Source organism: Haloarchaeobius caseinilyticus (assembly GCF_051207395.1).
Classification (GTDB): Archaea; Halobacteriota; Halobacteria; order Halobacteriales; family Natrialbaceae; genus Haloarchaeobius.
The window spans coordinates 688,267-703,473 of sequence record NZ_JBPJZC010000001.1; the positions used below are offsets into that span (position 1 = coordinate 688,267).

Sequence of the window (15,207 nt, forward strand, 5' to 3'; positions counted from 1 at the left end):
CTACTCTTTCGCCCCGACGTTCTCGCGACTCTCGAACGACGCCGGGTCCGGTTCGATGTTGGCGTACTGGACCGCCCGTTCCCCGAGCGTCCGCACGCGCTTTTCCAGTCCGGAATCGACGAACTCCCCGTCGGCAAACGCCCCGGACGCCTTCGGAATCGCCGCCTGATGCGGGATGACCCACGCGTTCAGTGCCCGACAGACCGACCGAAGGTGTTCGAGTGCAGTCACCGGAAAGCTACCGCCAGAGACGGCGAGTAGGCCGACCGTCTTGTCCTCGAACTCCTCGAAGCCACAGTAGTCGAGCGCCGTCTTCAGCGGTGACGCGTACGAGCCGTGATACATCGGCGACCCCAGCAACACGGCATCGGCGTCACGGACGGTTGCAGTGAGTTCTGGCGCGTCGCCCGCGTCGTCGTCGTCCGCGTCGAACACGGGCAGGTCGTACTCGCGGAGGTCGACCAGCGTCGTAGACGCACCCACGTCGCTCGCGGCTGAAAGTGCGTGTTCGAGCGCGACCCGGGTGTAACTCTCGTCCCGAAGACTGCCACAGATAGCGATGACGTGTACGTCGTCGGTCATGAACGGACGGACGTCCGCTCGGGATAAATAGCCTCGTCAGCGCCGCCTCGCTCCTCGCTCGGGTCGCGTACTCACAACTTGAACTCGGTCGCTTGCTCGCGAATCGCTTCGAACCGCTGCTCGGCCCAACAAACCGCCTCGTCGGACGTGTTTCGAACGACTGCCTGTACGCCGTTCGCGGTGTATACGCCGAAACTCGCCTCCTCGGTCCCGTCGGCGTGTTCGACCAGCATGATCCCCAACGGTGGGAGTTCGTCGATCTGGTACAGGGTGACGTAGTCGGGGAGGTCGGTCTCCATGTACTCGGCGTAAGTCGTCGCCAATTCGGTGAACACGTCGGGTGTGAACACGAGTTGGACCTGCATTCCCGCACCGTAGATGCGTTCGTCGAACGCTTCGACGTAGGCCGCGTGTGCGGCCGGTGAGACGCCACGGACCCGAACCGCATCGGACATCAGGTCGACCGTCTCGCGGATGCCACGGTCCGGCGCGTGGATGTCGGCGCGCGTTACCTCGGCACCGACCAGCATCACCGGGTCGACGAGGTCGGCCCGGGGGAGCATGTCCAGGACGTCGCGAGTCTCTGCGATGGCGTCGAGCGAACGCTGACACTCGCTGAACTCTTCGTACACCAGTCTGCCGGAGACACTCAGTTCGTACCCACAGTCGCCACGTTCGACCAACTCTGCCGCCGTCAGTTCGCGTATCGCCCGGTCGACCGTCGACCGTGCGACGCCGCAATCATCAGCAAGCGCCGGTTTTTCCTTCGGCCCCTCGGAGAGAGACGAGAGGAATACCTGTCGCTTGGCAACGAGCGCCAACGTATCGTCGCCTCGGAACCCACCCATACAACCTACGAAATGGGCGGGTTGACATACTTATTATGGTAGACGAGTCGCCGAAGCTGACGTTCGTGGCAGCCAGTACGTCGTTTCAATCGAAGTGTCGTCTGAGTCGAATACTTTCCTGCACGACCTGTGTGGCTCAGGCGGTCGGCCCGAGTTGGAGTTTCAGACAACAGACCGAGCCGCCTGCCTTCTGGAACTCGCCCGTCTCGACCGGCACTGGCCGGTAGCCCGCGTCGGAGAGGATGTTCTCCGTCAGCGGGTTCCCAGCGCCGAGGACGACCGTGCCGTCGTCGAGTGCGGTGCAGTTACACGCGAGTCCGTTTCGTGACTCCGCGCGGGGCACTTCGAGGACGCGCTCGAACATCGCGTGTATCGTCTGCAACCCGTCGTCGGTGAACGCTTCCGGTTGAATGAGTACCGTCGTCTCGTCCAGTGGCGCGAAGCAAACGTCGAGGTGGTAGTAGTGCTCGCTCGTCAGTTCGAGCGTGATGACTGGCACGTCGAGTCGCGCCGAGAGGTCGTCGTACGCCTCTTTGTCGCTCCGAATCCCGTACCCACCCCAGAGTAGTTCCTTGCCGGGGTGCCAGATGGCGTCGCCAGTTCCCTCGAACCGACAGGCCGGTGCTTCCAGCACGTCGTAGCCTTCGGACCGACACCACGAGGCGAAGTGTGCTGGTTCGCCCGCACGCTCCTCGGTCGCCATTCTGGCGAGGACGACACCCGTCCCGTCCGGCGTCGCCAGCCCGTGGTTCGCGCTGAACACCATGTCGGGAAGCTGTTCCGGGTGGACGATGTCCTCACCTCGAACCGACTCGTCGCCGCGAACGTCGTCCCACGTCGTCGTGGGGTCCAGGACAGTCACGTCGTCGGTGTGGCGCTCGAACACGTCCCTGAGTTCTTCCCATTGTGCCATCGCCCGGTCGCCGTCGACGTGGCCACCCATGTACGGGTTGATGTTGTATCGCACGTCGAAGTACGTGGGTCGGACGAGCACGAGCGTCGAGTGTGAGGGGCGGTAGGCGAGGTCACCGAGCGAGAGTGAACAGGGCTGTGTTTCGTCGAACACCGGTGTGGCATCCGTGGACATGATTCGACTATCGAATCTCTATTGTATAATTACTTCGCCTATTCCAACCCGTTACACGAAGGCTAATCTCGAATGAGTTTCCGATTGTACTGTTTTGGAGCCAAGTTATGGCTGTGTGGCCACTTTTTAGAGATGCTTTGAGACACTCCGTCTCGAAAAATCATGTTATTTGTCCACAATGACCGCTACCCGACGGTTAGTCAGCGCTGAAGACGTGCAACTGGCTCGTCCGCGGGTTCGACGACCTCGACCAATTCGTCGTCGGTCAAGTCTGCGAGCAGTCCCTGGAGCCACTCGCGGCCGTACTCGCCGTCTGGCGAGTAGTCGACGCGAATCCGGTGGCCGAGCGTATCGAGTGCCAGTTCGTCGTGTTCCCGAAGCGCCGAGACGATGCGGCCGCGAAACTGTCGTCGACTCCCCTCGAAACTCGGCTGGGTCGGCACGTCGGGTGCGGTGAAGTCACCGGATTCGTACGCGTGACACCACGTGCGCCACGGACACGACGCTTCGTCACAACTCGGCGTCTTCTCGCAGGCGACGCCGCCCAGTTCCATGATGGCGTTGTTCCAGACGCGTGATTCGCCGTCGGGCATGAGGTCGCTCGCGGCCCACTCGAACACGGCGTCGTCGTCCGGGGCGTCGAAGGCGCGGTACAGTACTCGTTTGACGTTCGTGTCGACGACGGCGTCGCCGGTGTTGAACGCGAACGAGGCGACGGCGTTGGCCGTGTACGGGCCGACACCCATCAGCTCCTGTAACTCGTCGGGCGTCTCGGGGAACGAGCCGTCGTACTCGTCCACGACCTGCTTCGCCGCTTCGTGGAGGTACTTCGCGCGATTGTTGTAGCCGAGCGAGTGGTCGGTCCAGAAGCCGACCACATCGGCGCGGTCGGCGTCGGCGAGGGCCTCGACGGTCGGCCACTCGTCTAAGAAATCGTACCACGCTTTCTCGACGCGGTCCAGTTGCGTCTGCTGGCTCATCACCTCGGAGACGAGAATCGGGTAGGCGTCGTCGGTCTCGCGCCACGGATACTGGCGATGGTCGGCCTCGTACCACTCGACTAGCGCGTCCCGAACCGCGTCGATATCTGTCTCTTCGGGAAACGTCCACTCCTCGGCCGTGGTCATGTGGCGTGGTCGGTCCCGTGGTCGTTTCAACGTGCTGTTTCAGGGTCAAAGACCTCACCGAGCGGAACCCCCAACACGCCTGAGTAACCCGCATTAAGCATCCCGACATCTCTCTGAGTATGACCGACGTGAACGAAATCGGCGAACTCGAAGCGGACGTCGAACGAACCTACGCGGACCTCGCGACGTTCGAGGCAGACCTCGACCGCCAGACCCGCATGGAACTGGCGATGCTCGCGACCGGGCTGGGGACGGACGCCAACGACCTGGTGAAACAGGCGGTCCACCAGTTCTTCCAGATGAACACACGAAACGGGCAGCTCGACTTCCACCTGCGTGCCGAATACGACGTCACCTTCGAGGAGTACCTCTCCGGGATGTCCTTCGACGACGCCGGTGGGATGGGTGCCTATCAGGGCGCACCCGGCGGACAGGACCCGCGCCGCCAGTTCTGATTCTTCGTGGTAGGACCCGCCTACCAACCCGTAGATAACCAATTTGGTGGGTCAAGGTCCGTGCTCATGCTCGACACGCACTAAGTAGCCGCATGGCAGTCGCACCGAGACAGGTCGTCGATGTGCCGACAGACGGTGTCACGCTCCAGGGTGAACTGTTCGTCCCGACGGGCGCGACCGGTGTCGTCCTGTTCGCACACGGAAGCGGGAGTAGCCGACGCAGTCCGCGCAACAACGCCGTGGCGGCGACGTTGCGCGAGGAAGGGTTCGGGACGTTCCTCTTCGACCTGCTCACACTCGAGGAGGACCGAGAGCGCGAACGCCGGTTCGACATCCCCGAACTCGTTGACCGACTCGTCGCGGCGACGCGGGTCGTCGCTTCACGCGACGAGTGCCGAGCCCTGCCGCTCGGCTACTTCAGTGCCAGTACTGGTGCGGCAGCGGCACTCTGCGCGGCAGCAGAGTGCGAGGAGGTCGCCGCGATAGTCTCTCGCGGTGGCCGGGTCGACCTCGCACGCGAAGCGCTGGACTCGGTCCAGACGCCGACGCTCCTCGTGGTCGGTGGCGACGACGAGAACGTCTACACCCTGAACCGGCGAGCGTTCGAGCGACTCGACTGCGAGAAAGAACTGGCCGTCGTCCCGGGCGCGGGCCACCTGTTCGAGCAGCCGGGCGCACTCGACGAGGTGACCGCACTGGCCGTCGCGTGGTACGACCGGCACTTCCAGCGCGCCACCGAACGACGGCGGACCGTCGCCTGACCGTCGCTTTTCCGACTCAGTCGTCGCACTTGGTGACGACGGCCGTGAACGGTTTACCGTCGGCTTCACCCCAGCGAGTCACGAACCGTGCTTCCGCACAGTCACCGAGTTCCCAGCGACTGCTCGACGCGAAGCCGTCGGCATCGACCACGACTTCGTACGGTCCGCCAGTTCGGTCGAACCGGAACGTGTCAGTAGTGCCCGCCGGGACGACCGTCGCCGGCCACTCGTCGACGACGGTGCCGGCCTCGTCTCGGAGCGAGACGGTCACGGTCGTCGGCGTCTCGCCCTCGTTGTGGAGGTCGACGAACAGAGTGCCAGCAGACTCGCCGCCGAAGTCGGCAGCGAAGGTACAGCCCGCGAGCCCCGTAACCAGCGCGAGCGAGACGCTCCCGAGTAACTGTCGCCGAGAGAGTTGCACGAGAGAGTAACGGCCGCTGAACACATCAAGATGCCGTGAGAGGTGCTCACAGCAGCAAAACGAGAGAACGCGTACGTTCGCTTACGAGGCGTCGCTCGAATCGGTCGTCGTCATCGGGGCCGAGCGTTCGGCTGCGTCGACCGCGTCGAGGAACAGGTCGGTGCCAAGTTCGATTTCCCGCGCGGTCACGTCGAGCGGCGGGAGCAGACGGAGGCTCTTGTAGCCACAGCCGAGCGTGAGCAGCCCGCGGCCGAGTGCCTGCTTGATTACCTCCTCGCGTCGGTCCTTGGTGTCGAATTCGACCGCGAACATCAGGCCACGGCCGCGAATATCGACGATGGAGTCCTTCTCGGCGTCGGCGATGGTTTCCCACATCTGCCGACCGCGGACCTGCGCGTTGTCGAGCAGGTCGTACTCGTGGATGGCGTCGATGGTGGCGACGCCCTGTGCGGCGGCGACGATGTCACCGGCACCCCACGTCGAGGAGAGGCGGCCGGTCTCTTCCGGGAACACGTCCGAACGAGAGATGGTCGCACCGACGCGCAGACCCTTCGCGCTCGTGATGACGTCCGGGGTGAGGTCGAGGTGGTCGGTCGCCCACATCTCGCCGGTCCGGCCCATGCCGGCCTGAATCTCGTCGGCGATGACGTAGATACCGTGGTCGTGACGAATCTGCTGGATGTCGTCGATGAAGCCGCTGTGGGGGACGCGGTAGCCGCCCTCTCCCTGCACGGGTTCGAGGATGATGTAGGCGACTTCCTCGGAGTCGATGACGCCCGCCTTCTCGTCGAGTTTGTCCGCGAGGACGTTCCCACCGGGACCGTCGGTTTGCCACTTCTCGCGGTAGTCTTTCTCGGTCGAGATGTAGGGGACGGAGACGATGCCTGGGACCTCGGGGTAGCCCTTGCGGTGGACGACCTTCGAGCGGTTGAGCGAGAGCGCGCCGAGCGTGCGCCCGTGGAACGCGCCGTCGAACGTGACGCCGCGGTGGCCGCGACGGTTGTAACAGATCTTGATGGCGTTCTCGACGGCTTCCGCACCGGAGTTCGAGAGGAAGACGCGGTCCATGTCGTAGTGGTCGGTCGCGTCGATGAGTCGGTCCATCAGCTGCGTCGGGGAGGGGATGTCCGGGTCCTCGGGCGGCCAGCCACCGCTCGCGTAGAAGTCCTGTCCGGCGATTTTCGTCGGGTCAGGGAGTTCGAGCGCTTCGAGTTTGTCCATCACTTTCGGGTTGTTGTACCCGAGCGGTGCGGCGGCGACGTGGCTGGTGAAGTCGAGGAGGACGTTGCCGTCGACGTCGGTACAGAACGGTCCTTCCGCGTCGGCGGTGATGTCCCAGACGAAATCGTAGACGTATGTGCTGGGAGCGGCGAACTGGTGGTGATACTCGGCCCACTCCTGTGCTTTCGCCCCGGGCATGTGGTCGACCCGTGGCTCGGCCGTGTCTCGGTCCATGGACACCTGTTAGGAAAGCCCCCTTTTATAAAATTCGTTGTTTGGTGCAATTACTACGAGAGTACAACGAACACCGCCGAGACACAGCCTGCGACGACGAGGACGATACTGTACACGGCGACACGCCGCACGAACGCATCGTTCGGGCTGGCTGCGGCCAGTCCCGCTTTCACGAGGATGGACGACCCGGTCGCCAGCAAGACGGCGAGAACCGTCGTTTGCTGGTCGAGGGTTCCGCCGCGGAGGAGCAAGACGGCAGAGGTCGTCGCGCCCGCGCTAGAGACCAGTCCGGAGGCGACTGCCGTGGCGAGGAACCCGGCGGCACCGAACTGGGCTTCGGCGAACGCACCGACGACGAGGACGACGAGGAACATCGCGCCGAACATGAGCGCGTACCGGAGCGAGAACGGACTGTCCATCTCCAGGTCGACCGACGTGTCCCAGTCCGCACTGAACCACGCCAACACGAACGAGACACCGATGATGACGAACAGCGGTATCGTCGCCGCGACGAGTAACCCGCGCGAAAACGTGAACGCGACGACGATGAGCATGTTTCGAAGCGCCATCGCGGCGTCCGCGAGGACGATGGCTGCGACGGCGTAGGAGACGGCGTTGGCGTTCTGTCGTACCTGGTCGAGCATCGTCCCGACGACCGCGGTCGACGAGGCGAGCCCACCGAAGAAGCCGGTGACGGCGATTCCCCGGCCGCCGTACGTCAACACGATGATGTAGTTCACGATGCCGATGGCGGCGACGGTGACGACCATGAGCCAGACGACCTGTGGCTCGATGAATATCTTCTCACCCGGGAAGCCCGGGAGCGCGTACTCCTGCGTTCCCGGTGGGAGCAACGGATAGATGACGAACGCGAGGATAGCGAACTCCGCCCCAGAGCGGACCTCCTCGCGAGAGAGACTGTCCGCGAACGAGTGTAGCTCTCGCTTGAGGACGAGGACCAGTGACGACAGCACGGCGACTGCCACGCCTTCGATGACGAAGCCGGCGGCGACCAACGACCCGATGCCGTAGGCGACCAGCATCGACATCGACGTGGTCAGTGCCAGTCCACCCTCGTCTTCCGTAATCAGCCCATTGACGGCAAGCACGACACCCTGTGCGACGACGAGCACACCACCGACGAGCAGCAAGAACTCGCCGTGGTCGGTCTCCATCGCGAGGATGGTAAACACCGCGCCGACGACGCTGATGAGGGTGAACGTCCGAATGCCGGCAGCCTTTTGCGACCACTCACGCTCCAGTCCGAGGAACAGCCCGAGGGCACCAGCCAACACGATGCGAATGACCTCAGCGTCGAGCGAGGCGTTCGCCCACTGTTGCAACACTACGTCCACCCCGAAGCCTTCTCTACGTCGTCATATAAATAGTTACCCAGCCGTTCTCACGTACGCGACAGGTTTTTCACGACTCCGCGCGCGATGAAGAACATGCTTGGGGGGTTCGACATCGACCGGTCACGCATCGCGTGGTGGGCAACCGCACTCACGCTCGCCGGTGCATTGCTCTACGTCTTCTACTCGTTCATCGGCACGTTCGTCTTCGGTATCTTCATCTACTATTCGACACGGCCAGTGTACAACCGGATGAAACGACGCATCCGGCCACCGAGTCTGGCCGCAACCGTCGCCATCTTCACGCTCGCGTTGCCGTTCCTCCTCTTGCTGGCCTACGCCATCGCTATCGGCTTGCAAGAACTGAACAATTTCACGTCGAGCCTCGACACCACCGACGGTGGGCAGGCGTCCCAGATTCAGACCCTGCTCGAACCGTACTTCACGCTCGCAAACCAGATTCAGAACCCCGCGGACCTCCTCGAGAACCAGGAAGGGATTGCCGTGCTCACCGACCTGTTGAACAACAGCCAGCAGGTCATCGGTCTCGTCGGGACGGGTGCACTGCACCTGTTCATCATGATCGCGCTCGCGTTCTACCTCCTCCGTGACGGTCACAAGCTCTCACGATGGTTCACGAGTACCTTCGGCGACGACCGGGGCGTCATGACGACCTACCTCACGGCCGTCGACCGTGACTTCCGAAACATCTTCTTCGGGAACATCCTCAACGCCATCTTGACCGGTATCATCGGTGCGATTTCCTACAGTGTCCTCAACGTGTACGCTCCCGGGTCGACTGCTGGCGGCCCGGAGGTGTTCATCCCGTACGCTGCACTCGTGGGCCTCCTGTGTGGGGCAGCGAGCCTCATCCCCGTCGTCGGGATGAAACTCGTCTACTTCCCCGTCGCAGGGTTCATGTTCTACCAGTCGGCGCAAGTCGACGGTGGCAACGTGTTCTGGTTCCCCATCCTGTTCGTCGCCGTCTCGTTCGTCATCGTCGACGTTATTCCCGACCTCATCCTGCGGCCGTACGTCTCGGGGCGGAACCTCCACGTCGGGGCCGTCATGTTCGCGTACATCTTTGGCCCGCTCCTGTTCGGCTGGTACGGTATCTTCCTCGGCCCGATGATTCTCGTCTGCTCGGTCCACTTCGCCCGGCTCATCCTGCCGGAGCTGTTGCACCGAGAGACGCTCCAACCGTACGCCGTCGATCCGACCTACTTCACCTCACCGGAGGCACAGAGCGTGCCAGGTGAGGTGACACCACAAGCCACCGTCGAAGACGGGTCTGGAGCATCCTTGGACGAGTCGGCCGAGTCGGTCGATAGCGACCAGACGCAGGAGTAATCCGCGACGACCGGACTCACGAGTAGTCGGTGTGTGACTGTCCGTGACTGTCGAAAAATTCGGACTGGCACTCGACAGCGAGTACCAGTGCGCCGTGCCGTTATGCCTCTGCTTCGACGTACTGCGCTTCCCAGTCGTTTCGTGCCTCGATTTCGCGCTGTCCACGCCGGGTCAGTGTGTAGAAGTTCGTCCGCCGGTCGCGTTGACCCTTCTCGATGAGGCCCTTATCGACTAGTGTGTCGAGGTTCGGGTAGAGACGACCATGGTGGATCTCCTTCTCGTAGTACTGCTCGAGTTCTTCTTTGATCGCCAGTCCATGGGGTTCTTCTTTCCCAGCGATTACATACAACAGGTCTCGCTGGAATCCTGTCAGGTCGTGCATTGGTCAGGTCCTGTTGTACCTTGCCCATCGGTTGAAATAAACGTATCGGCCGGGCCAGCGATACACTTATATAAAAATTAGCTTTACAATCTCGATTCGGGTTACCAATGGTACCCGTCCCCCGTTCTTGTGTATCGCGGTACACCTACAGAGTTGTCATGTTTTGCTATGTTTCATGTTGTGCTATTGGCGACGTTTATGTATGTCGACTGCATAGACGGTCCTATGCCAGAAGAGGTGCTGTTCAAGACGGAGGCGAAACAGAGTCGGGCTGACATCGCGTCGCTACTCCGCGACGTGGCGGACAAACTGGACGCTGGCGAGCCGATTACGCTCTCGGCCGGAGAGCAGTCGGTCACCCTCGACCCACCTGCTCGGCCGGAGTTCGAGGTCAAAGCGGAACGGGAGACGTCGAAAGGTGCCACGCAGGGCGAGCTCAGTATCGAGTTCGAACTAGAGTGGGACGAGGGCGCGGACGACGCCGACGGCGGCAACCTCCGCATCGAGTAGCACCGAACCGCCGGCGCTGCTGGCGCGCGACGTCACCACGTACGTATTCTACGTCGATTCACAGCCCGAACCTCGCCAGTGACCCGACCGTGAAACTCGACCTGCCGATATCGAAACAGACGAGTTGCTACTGAGAACGGCCGGCTGAGTGCTGAGCGTCGTTGAATCGACGACGTACAGGCTGGCAGCTCACAAGTGTTGTACGAAACAGGAAAGCAGACCACGCGGGAAATAGTGAGCCCGCGTGGCCGCTTGCCGCCCTGAATTGGTCCCCGCTGACGCTTCGGCCCTCCAAGCGAAGCGTCACCTGAAACATACTGCCGGTACCCCTTAAAACTACCGACCTCGGTGAGTATCTCTACCACCCGAAGACCGTGGTGGGGCGGCGCGACGGCTCACGGAACAGCGACTCGGAAAAGCGGCGACTCGCTCAGTTAAGGATGGACTGCGCGATAGTGGCAAGCTGACCGTTGTCGGCGTTCCGTAGGCGCTCGTCGCCGATCTTGAGGCGGAGGCGCGGACGGCCGACGTCGATGGGGACCTTCTCGGTGTCGATGAGGCCCATGTCCTCGAGCTTGGTCTTCGTGCGGGAGAACGTCGCCTTCGAGGCGATACCCACGTCCTCGCCCCACTTGCTGATGTCGTACAGCAGAGCCTCGTTCTTCGCGGCCACGAGAAGAGAGATGGTGACCTCGTCGAGTCCTTCGCCGTCACCACGTGCGGTTTCGAGCGAGTCGAGGATGTTGGTGAAGTCGTTCTGTGCGTCGGCGGAGATGTCGGTCTTCAGCGTCTCGCGGACCCGGCTAATCGGCGGGGTGCGAAGCTTGAAGTCCGAGGCGTCGTCCCACGCGGCCTCGTAGGCGTCGTACGCGGTGGCGACGAACTCCTCGTCGTCGGTCGTCAGGCCACCGACGCGGTTGCCGGCGGTGACGAGGGCGACGACGCTGTCCTCGGTGACGAGCAGCGAGTTCTCGGGCGTCTCGTCGACCGTCCGCAGGACGAGTGCGTCCTGGTCGATGAGGTCCGCCGCGTTCGACGCGACGATGAAGTCGTCCATGACGTCCTTCAGCGTGCGCTCGTCTGCGAGCATATGGACCGTCGGGAGGTCGCCGTCGAACTTCGTGGCGACACGCACGAACTCTTCGATGGCGTCGGCGGACGGATTGACCACGAGAACAGTTCCCGTGGCGGATTCGAGCACGGTTTCGAGTATATCGTCAATCTGCCTGTCTAGTAAATTCGAAGTCATGCCTCTACACAACAAAACGTCACTCGGATACTTAATTTTATTGGCCCTGGATGGCTCAACTCTTGGGGTTTCGCACTTGAATCCGGACGATTGGACCCGACGACAAGGAACTTTCGGTTGCAGTTTTCGGGCGATACAGGCACGCTACGTGTGGTATTCGGTATCGTGGCGCTCGACAATCAGTCACTACTCGCCCGGGCGAAACCCAAGAGGAGTTCGCGACCGTCGGTGCCACCGACGTCGCCGAGTGCGGCACGCTCAGGGTGGGGCATCAAGACGGCGGTCGTCTCGTGCTCACCGAGGACGCCAGCGACGTTGTGCTTCGACCCGTTCGGGTTCGCTTCCTGCGAGAGTTCGCCGTTTTCGTCGCAGTAGCGAAAGAGCACGCGGTCGTTCGTCTCCAACTGGGTGAGTCGGTCGTCGCTAATCTCGTAGCGACCCTCACCGTGGGCGATGGGGAACTCGACGACCTCGCCCTGTTCGTAGCCCTCGGTCCAGGGCGTGTCTGTGCGTTCGACGCGGAGGTAGACGTGCTCGCACTGGAACCGGGCGCTCTCGTTCGTCGTGAACGCGCCCTCGGTCAGTCCGGATTCGCAGCCGACCTGTGCCCCGTTACAGACGCCCAGGACCGGGACGCCTTCGGCCGCGAGTTCTCGAACCTCTTCGACGACGGGGGACCGCGCCGCCATCGCACCTGCACGGAGATAGTCCCCGTACGAGAAGCCACCGGGCAGGACGATACCGGTCGTGTCCGCCGGCAGCCCGTCTTCGTGCCAGACGATTTCGGCGTCGACGCCGAGGTCGGTGAGCGCTCGCAGGGCGTCACGGTCGCAGTTGGACCCACCGAATCGGATGATTGCGACGGTCATCGCTCGTCGACCAGTACCTCGTAGTCGTGGATGGTGGGATTGGCGAGCAGTCGTTCGGCCATCTCGCTGGCCCGCTCGCGCGCGTCCGCCTCGCTCTCGGCGTCTAAGTCGACTTCGAACCGGTCGGCCGAGCGCAGTCCCTCCAGTTCGAACCCGAGTCGGGAGAGCGCGCGCTTGGTCGTCTCGGCCTCGGGGTCGAGTACCCCCTGTTTGAGTCGGACGGTCACCGTGGCGGTGTAGCCAGTCATCGGTCGATGGTGCGTAGTCATGTATGATAGGAGTTTTGGAAGCACGTCGTTGTACACAAACGTGTATACACCAGTCGAGTGCATCGCGTCCCAGCCGTGTCCCGTCTCGACGACGGTGCCCAGTCGTGCAGTCGATTCATGCTCTTCGCACACCTGTAGGACGTATGAACCGGAAGACGATTCTCGCGGGAGCCGGCGCACTCGCAGGGGGACTCGCGGTCTGGACGGCGTGGGGACTGTACGTCGACTACACGACGGAACGCGTCCCGTACGACCGCGTCGCGCACTTCGACGGTATCGAACTGCGACGCTACCCCGCGACCATCTCGGTGACGACCACGGCGAGTTCCGGTGACGAAGCCTTCCGTCGACTGTTCCGGTACATCTCCGGGACCAACACGGCCGGACAGAAGATTTCGATGACGACCCCGGTCTCGATGGAAGGCGAGAAGATTCCGATGACCGCGCCAGTCACCGCCTCCGAGGTGCCAGAAGGCGTCACGATGTCGTTCTTCCTCCCGGCCGACTACGACTACGAGGACGCGCCGGAGCCCGTCGACGACCTCGTCTCGCTGGAACTCGTCGGCCCGCGAAACCTCGCCGTCCTCTCGTTCTCGGGCTACGCGCGCGACGCGAAGGTTCAGAAGAAGGAGACAACACTGCTCTCGACGCTCGCCGACCACGGCATCGAGACCACCGACGCGCCCTTCTACATGGGCTACGACGACCCGTGGACGCCGCCGTTCCTCCGGAAGAACGAGGTCGCTGTGGCAGTGGAGTGACCTGCTAACCGTTCGCTGGTGTCGGTTCGAACGCACGAGTAGTGTGCCAATAATTGCGGTCGGCCGTGGCAGGCACGCCGAGTAATCACTCCGTAACCTTCGCGCCGATACGAAGCCTTTTGACCCATAGATGCGTGAAACTAATCTGATGTCTCCGACCATCAACCACCCGAGGTGGTACCGATGACGACCGACTTGACCGAAATCACGGTCATCGGAGGAGACAAGACTGGACTCATCGCTCGCGTCACCTCGTTGCTGTTCGAGCGCGGTATCAACATCGAGGACTTAGACCAGGCGGTCCGCGACGACATCTTCCGGATGACGTTGCACGCCGACACGTCCGAGATGGTCTGCAAGGAGGAGACGCTGCGCGACGACCTCGCAGAACTCGGTGACGACCTCGGCGTCGAGATTCAGGTCAGATTCCCGAAGGACCGTGAAACGCAGCAGATGGCCGTCCTCGCGACGAAGGAGAGCCACTGTCTCGAACGCCTGTTTCAGGCGTGGGCCAGCGGCGACCTCGGTGCGGACATCTCCGTGGTCATCGGGAACCACGACGACCTCGAACCGCTCGCCGAGAAGTACGAGGTCCCGTTCCACGACATCGGCGACGAGAAGGGGACGCCGGACGAGTCCGAACTGCTCGACTTACTCGCCGAATACGATGCCGACCTCATCGTCCTCGCGCGCTACATGCGCATCCTCAGTCCCGACGTGGTGTTCCGGTACGAAGACCGCATCATCAACATTCACCCGAGCCTGCTCCCCGCCTTCCCTGGAGCGAAGGCCTACCGACAGGCCGTCGAAGAAGGCGTCCGCATCGCGGGCGTCACGGCCCACTACGTGACGACCGACCTCGACCAAGGGCCCATCATCACCCAGCGTGCGTTCGACGTGGCCGACGACGCGACTCCGGAGGACGTGAAGGAATCCGGCCAGCCGCTCGAAGCCGAAGCGCTGCTCGAAGCGGTTCGGCTGCACCTGAACGGCGACGTGTCGGTCCACCGCGGCCGCACCCGCCTGCGCGAGGCCCGCGAGAACAACTACCAGCTTGGTCTCTCACCCGAAGCGCGCTCTGCGAACCCCGACCGGCCTGTCGACGGCCTCGGCGAGTTCGTCGCCGGTGACGGTGGCGACGACGGCGAGGAAGCCGACGACTGAGCGGCGACGCCATCGGCCCAGAAACGTCGCACCAAAATTTTCTGAAATTTTATATAACCATCCGCCGTACCGCGAGCTATGACCTCGGAATCGGTCTCACAGACCGACCTCGGCGGCCTCGTCGCCGTGACTGCCGCCGTCGTCGCCGTCCTCGGCACGAACACGTTCCAGTTCCCGACGCTCGAACCCGCGTGGCTCAGCCCGGTCGTCTCGGTCGGACTGACGGCGACGCTGGTCTTCGCCGTCAGTTACGCGACGCTCCGATTCGTGAAACGCTGACGAGGAAACGAGCGTTTCGTCCTCACGCCGATTCGTCCCAGTTTTCGAGGCACTCGTCGTCGCAGAAGTGGCGATGCTGGACGAGTCCTTCGTCGTCGACCCACGAGCGCACGCGGTGGTCGTCCTCGATTACGGTGTCGCCGCAGGCGGCACAGTCCGGCGCGTCGTCGGGGTCGACCTCGCCCACGTCGGAAGTCGGGTCTACCATGTCTATTCGTTCCACGGTCCGCAGGGCTTCAAGCCCGCCGACGCTGGCAAAAATTCCTCCCGAAATTTTTCGTCACCC

At 62.8% G+C, this 15,207-nt stretch carries 19 protein-coding genes; 7 read left to right on the forward strand and 12 right to left on the reverse strand.

What is annotated here, in order from left to right:
* The 4 genes from ACSC1P_RS03720 to ACSC1P_RS03735 form a co-directional block, all read right to left on the reverse strand.
* Window positions 1-582 carry an NADPH-dependent FMN reductase gene (locus tag ACSC1P_RS03720; RefSeq protein WP_435358785.1) on the reverse strand — a complete coding sequence of 194 codons (582 nt, stop codon included), beginning with the start codon at window positions 580-582 and terminating at the stop codon, window positions 1-3.
* Window positions 583-653: 71 nt separating this feature from the next.
* Window positions 654-1,430 carry a helix-turn-helix transcriptional regulator gene (locus tag ACSC1P_RS03725; protein ID WP_435358786.1) on the reverse strand — a complete coding sequence of 259 codons (777 nt, stop codon included), beginning with the start codon at window positions 1,428-1,430 and terminating at the stop codon, window positions 654-656.
* Between the two features lie 136 nt (window positions 1,431-1,566).
* Window positions 1,567-2,517 (reverse strand): dimethylarginine dimethylaminohydrolase family protein, encoded by a 951-nt coding sequence (locus ACSC1P_RS03730; protein ID WP_435358787.1) that lies wholly within the window; start codon window positions 2,515-2,517, stop codon window positions 1,567-1,569.
* Between the two features lie 200 nt (window positions 2,518-2,717).
* Window positions 2,718-3,644, reverse strand: coding sequence for an HhH-GPD family protein (locus tag ACSC1P_RS03735; RefSeq protein WP_435358788.1), 927 nt, complete (start codon window positions 3,642-3,644; stop codon window positions 2,718-2,720).
* A gap of 119 nt (window positions 3,645-3,763) precedes the next feature.
* On the opposite strand from ACSC1P_RS03735, the gene ACSC1P_RS03740 reads away from it, so the two are divergent.
* Together ACSC1P_RS03740 and ACSC1P_RS03745 are read left to right on the forward strand one after the other, a co-directional pair.
* Window positions 3,764-4,099, forward strand: coding sequence for a ribbon-helix-helix protein (locus tag ACSC1P_RS03740; RefSeq protein ID WP_435358789.1), 336 nt, complete (start codon window positions 3,764-3,766; stop codon window positions 4,097-4,099).
* Window positions 4,100-4,191: 92 nt separating this feature from the next.
* Window positions 4,192-4,860, forward strand: coding sequence for a dienelactone hydrolase family protein (locus ACSC1P_RS03745; RefSeq protein ID WP_435358790.1), 669 nt, complete (start codon window positions 4,192-4,194; stop codon window positions 4,858-4,860).
* A gap of 16 nt (window positions 4,861-4,876) precedes the next feature.
* On the opposite strand, the gene ACSC1P_RS03750 is transcribed toward ACSC1P_RS03745, so the two are convergent.
* The 3 genes from ACSC1P_RS03750 to ACSC1P_RS03760 form a co-directional block, all read right to left on the reverse strand.
* A complete protein-coding gene (locus tag ACSC1P_RS03750) occupies window positions 4,877-5,281 on the reverse strand; it encodes a hypothetical protein (RefSeq protein ID WP_435358791.1) in 405 nt (134 codons plus the stop codon).
* Window positions 5,282-5,362: 81 nt separating this feature from the next.
* Window positions 5,363-6,736, reverse strand: coding sequence for an aminotransferase class III-fold pyridoxal phosphate-dependent enzyme (locus ACSC1P_RS03755; protein WP_435358792.1), 1,374 nt, complete (start codon window positions 6,734-6,736; stop codon window positions 5,363-5,365).
* A 53-nt stretch (window positions 6,737-6,789) separates the two neighbouring features.
* A complete protein-coding gene (locus ACSC1P_RS03760) occupies window positions 6,790-8,091 on the reverse strand; it encodes an MgtC/SapB family protein (protein ID WP_435358793.1) in 1,302 nt (433 codons plus the stop codon).
* A 93-nt stretch (window positions 8,092-8,184) separates the two neighbouring features.
* On the opposite strand from ACSC1P_RS03760, the gene ACSC1P_RS03765 reads away from it, so the two are divergent.
* Window positions 8,185-9,438: an AI-2E family transporter gene (locus ACSC1P_RS03765; RefSeq protein ID WP_435358794.1), complete on the forward strand. Its 1,254-nt coding sequence runs from the start codon at window positions 8,185-8,187 to the stop codon at window positions 9,436-9,438.
* Between the two features lie 100 nt (window positions 9,439-9,538).
* Here the strand turns inward: ACSC1P_RS03765 and ACSC1P_RS03770 are convergent, their stop codons facing one another.
* Window positions 9,539-9,820, reverse strand: a complete 282-nt coding sequence (locus ACSC1P_RS03770; RefSeq protein ID WP_435358795.1) for a PadR family transcriptional regulator — start codon at window positions 9,818-9,820, stop codon at window positions 9,539-9,541.
* A 225-nt stretch (window positions 9,821-10,045) separates the two neighbouring features.
* Here ACSC1P_RS03770 and ACSC1P_RS03775 point away from each other — a divergent pair, with 225 nt between their 5' ends.
* The gene (locus ACSC1P_RS03775; RefSeq protein ID WP_435358796.1) at window positions 10,046-10,330 is read left to right on the forward strand and encodes an amphi-Trp domain-containing protein; all 285 of its coding nucleotides are present in this window, start codon (window positions 10,046-10,048) and stop codon (window positions 10,328-10,330) included.
* Window positions 10,331-10,760: 430 nt separating this feature from the next.
* Here ACSC1P_RS03775 and tbsP read toward each other — a convergent pair whose 3' ends face one another.
* The 3 genes from tbsP to purS all read right to left on the reverse strand — a co-directional run bounded on the left by tbsP (window position 10,761) and on the right by purS (window position 12,696).
* Window positions 10,761-11,579 carry a transcriptional regulator TbsP gene (gene tbsP / locus ACSC1P_RS03780; RefSeq protein ID WP_435358797.1) on the reverse strand — a complete coding sequence of 273 codons (819 nt, stop codon included), beginning with the start codon at window positions 11,577-11,579 and terminating at the stop codon, window positions 10,761-10,763.
* Between the two features lie 179 nt (window positions 11,580-11,758).
* A complete protein-coding gene (gene purQ, locus ACSC1P_RS03785) occupies window positions 11,759-12,448 on the reverse strand; it encodes a phosphoribosylformylglycinamidine synthase I (protein ID WP_435358798.1) in 690 nt (229 codons plus the stop codon).
* Entirely contained in the window at window positions 12,445-12,696 is a 252-nt protein-coding gene (gene purS / locus ACSC1P_RS03790) for a phosphoribosylformylglycinamidine synthase subunit PurS (protein WP_435358799.1), read from the reverse strand. The genes purQ and purS overlap by 4 nt, the downstream gene beginning before the upstream one ends.
* A 164-nt stretch (window positions 12,697-12,860) precedes the next feature.
* Between purS and ACSC1P_RS03795 the strand changes: the two genes are divergently transcribed.
* The 3 genes from ACSC1P_RS03795 to ACSC1P_RS03805 all read left to right on the forward strand — a co-directional run bounded on the left by ACSC1P_RS03795 (window position 12,861) and on the right by ACSC1P_RS03805 (window position 14,921).
* Window positions 12,861-13,478: an SOUL family heme-binding protein gene (locus ACSC1P_RS03795; RefSeq protein WP_435358800.1), complete on the forward strand. Its 618-nt coding sequence runs from the start codon at window positions 12,861-12,863 to the stop codon at window positions 13,476-13,478.
* Window positions 13,479-13,661: 183 nt separating this feature from the next.
* A complete protein-coding gene (locus ACSC1P_RS03800; RefSeq protein WP_435358801.1) occupies window positions 13,662-14,642 on the forward strand; it encodes a formyltetrahydrofolate deformylase in 981 nt (326 codons plus the stop codon).
* 78 nt (window positions 14,643-14,720) lie between these two features.
* Window positions 14,721-14,921 (forward strand): hypothetical protein, encoded by a 201-nt coding sequence (locus ACSC1P_RS03805; RefSeq protein WP_435358802.1) that lies wholly within the window; start codon window positions 14,721-14,723, stop codon window positions 14,919-14,921.
* Window positions 14,922-14,943: 22 nt separating this feature from the next.
* Here ACSC1P_RS03805 and ACSC1P_RS03810 read toward each other — a convergent pair whose 3' ends face one another.
* Window positions 14,944-15,129: a DUF7576 family protein gene (locus tag ACSC1P_RS03810; RefSeq protein WP_435358803.1), complete on the reverse strand. Its 186-nt coding sequence runs from the start codon at window positions 15,127-15,129 to the stop codon at window positions 14,944-14,946.
* Window positions 15,130-15,207: the final 78 nt, after the last annotated feature.

Coding starts and splice junctions, on each gene's coding strand:
- ACSC1P_RS03720 (WP_435358785.1), bottom strand. CDS start 582: ATGACCGACGACGTACACGTCATCGCTATCTGTGGCAGTCTTCGGGAC.
- ACSC1P_RS03725 (WP_435358786.1), bottom strand. CDS start 1,430: ATGGGTGGGTTCCGAGGCGACGATACGTTGGCGCTCGTTGCCAAGCGA.
- ACSC1P_RS03730 (WP_435358787.1), bottom strand. CDS start 2,517: ATGTCCACGGATGCCACACCGGTGTTCGACGAAACACAGCCCTGTTCA.
- ACSC1P_RS03735 (WP_435358788.1), bottom strand. CDS start 3,644: ATGACCACGGCCGAGGAGTGGACGTTTCCCGAAGAGACAGATATCGAC.
- ACSC1P_RS03740 (WP_435358789.1), top strand. CDS start 3,764: ATGACCGACGTGAACGAAATCGGCGAACTCGAAGCGGACGTCGAACGA.
- ACSC1P_RS03745 (WP_435358790.1), top strand. CDS start 4,192: ATGGCAGTCGCACCGAGACAGGTCGTCGATGTGCCGACAGACGGTGTC.
- ACSC1P_RS03755 (WP_435358792.1), bottom strand. CDS start 6,736: ATGGACCGAGACACGGCCGAGCCACGGGTCGACCACATGCCCGGGGCG.
- ACSC1P_RS03765 (WP_435358794.1), top strand. CDS start 8,185: ATGCTTGGGGGGTTCGACATCGACCGGTCACGCATCGCGTGGTGGGCA.
- ACSC1P_RS03770 (WP_435358795.1), bottom strand. CDS start 9,820: ATGCACGACCTGACAGGATTCCAGCGAGACCTGTTGTATGTAATCGCT.
- ACSC1P_RS03775 (WP_435358796.1), top strand. CDS start 10,046: ATGCCAGAAGAGGTGCTGTTCAAGACGGAGGCGAAACAGAGTCGGGCT.
- tbsP (WP_435358797.1), bottom strand. CDS start 11,579: ATGACTTCGAATTTACTAGACAGGCAGATTGACGATATACTCGAAACC.
- purQ (WP_435358798.1), bottom strand. CDS start 12,448: ATGACCGTCGCAATCATCCGATTCGGTGGGTCCAACTGCGACCGTGAC.
- purS (WP_435358799.1), bottom strand. CDS start 12,696: ATGACTGGCTACACCGCCACGGTGACCGTCCGACTCAAACAGGGGGTA.
- ACSC1P_RS03795 (WP_435358800.1), top strand. CDS start 12,861: ATGAACCGGAAGACGATTCTCGCGGGAGCCGGCGCACTCGCAGGGGGA.
- ACSC1P_RS03800 (WP_435358801.1), top strand. CDS start 13,662: ATGACGACCGACTTGACCGAAATCACGGTCATCGGAGGAGACAAGACT.
- ACSC1P_RS03805 (WP_435358802.1), top strand. CDS start 14,721: ATGACCTCGGAATCGGTCTCACAGACCGACCTCGGCGGCCTCGTCGCC.
- ACSC1P_RS03810 (WP_435358803.1), bottom strand. CDS start 15,129: ATGGTAGACCCGACTTCCGACGTGGGCGAGGTCGACCCCGACGACGCG.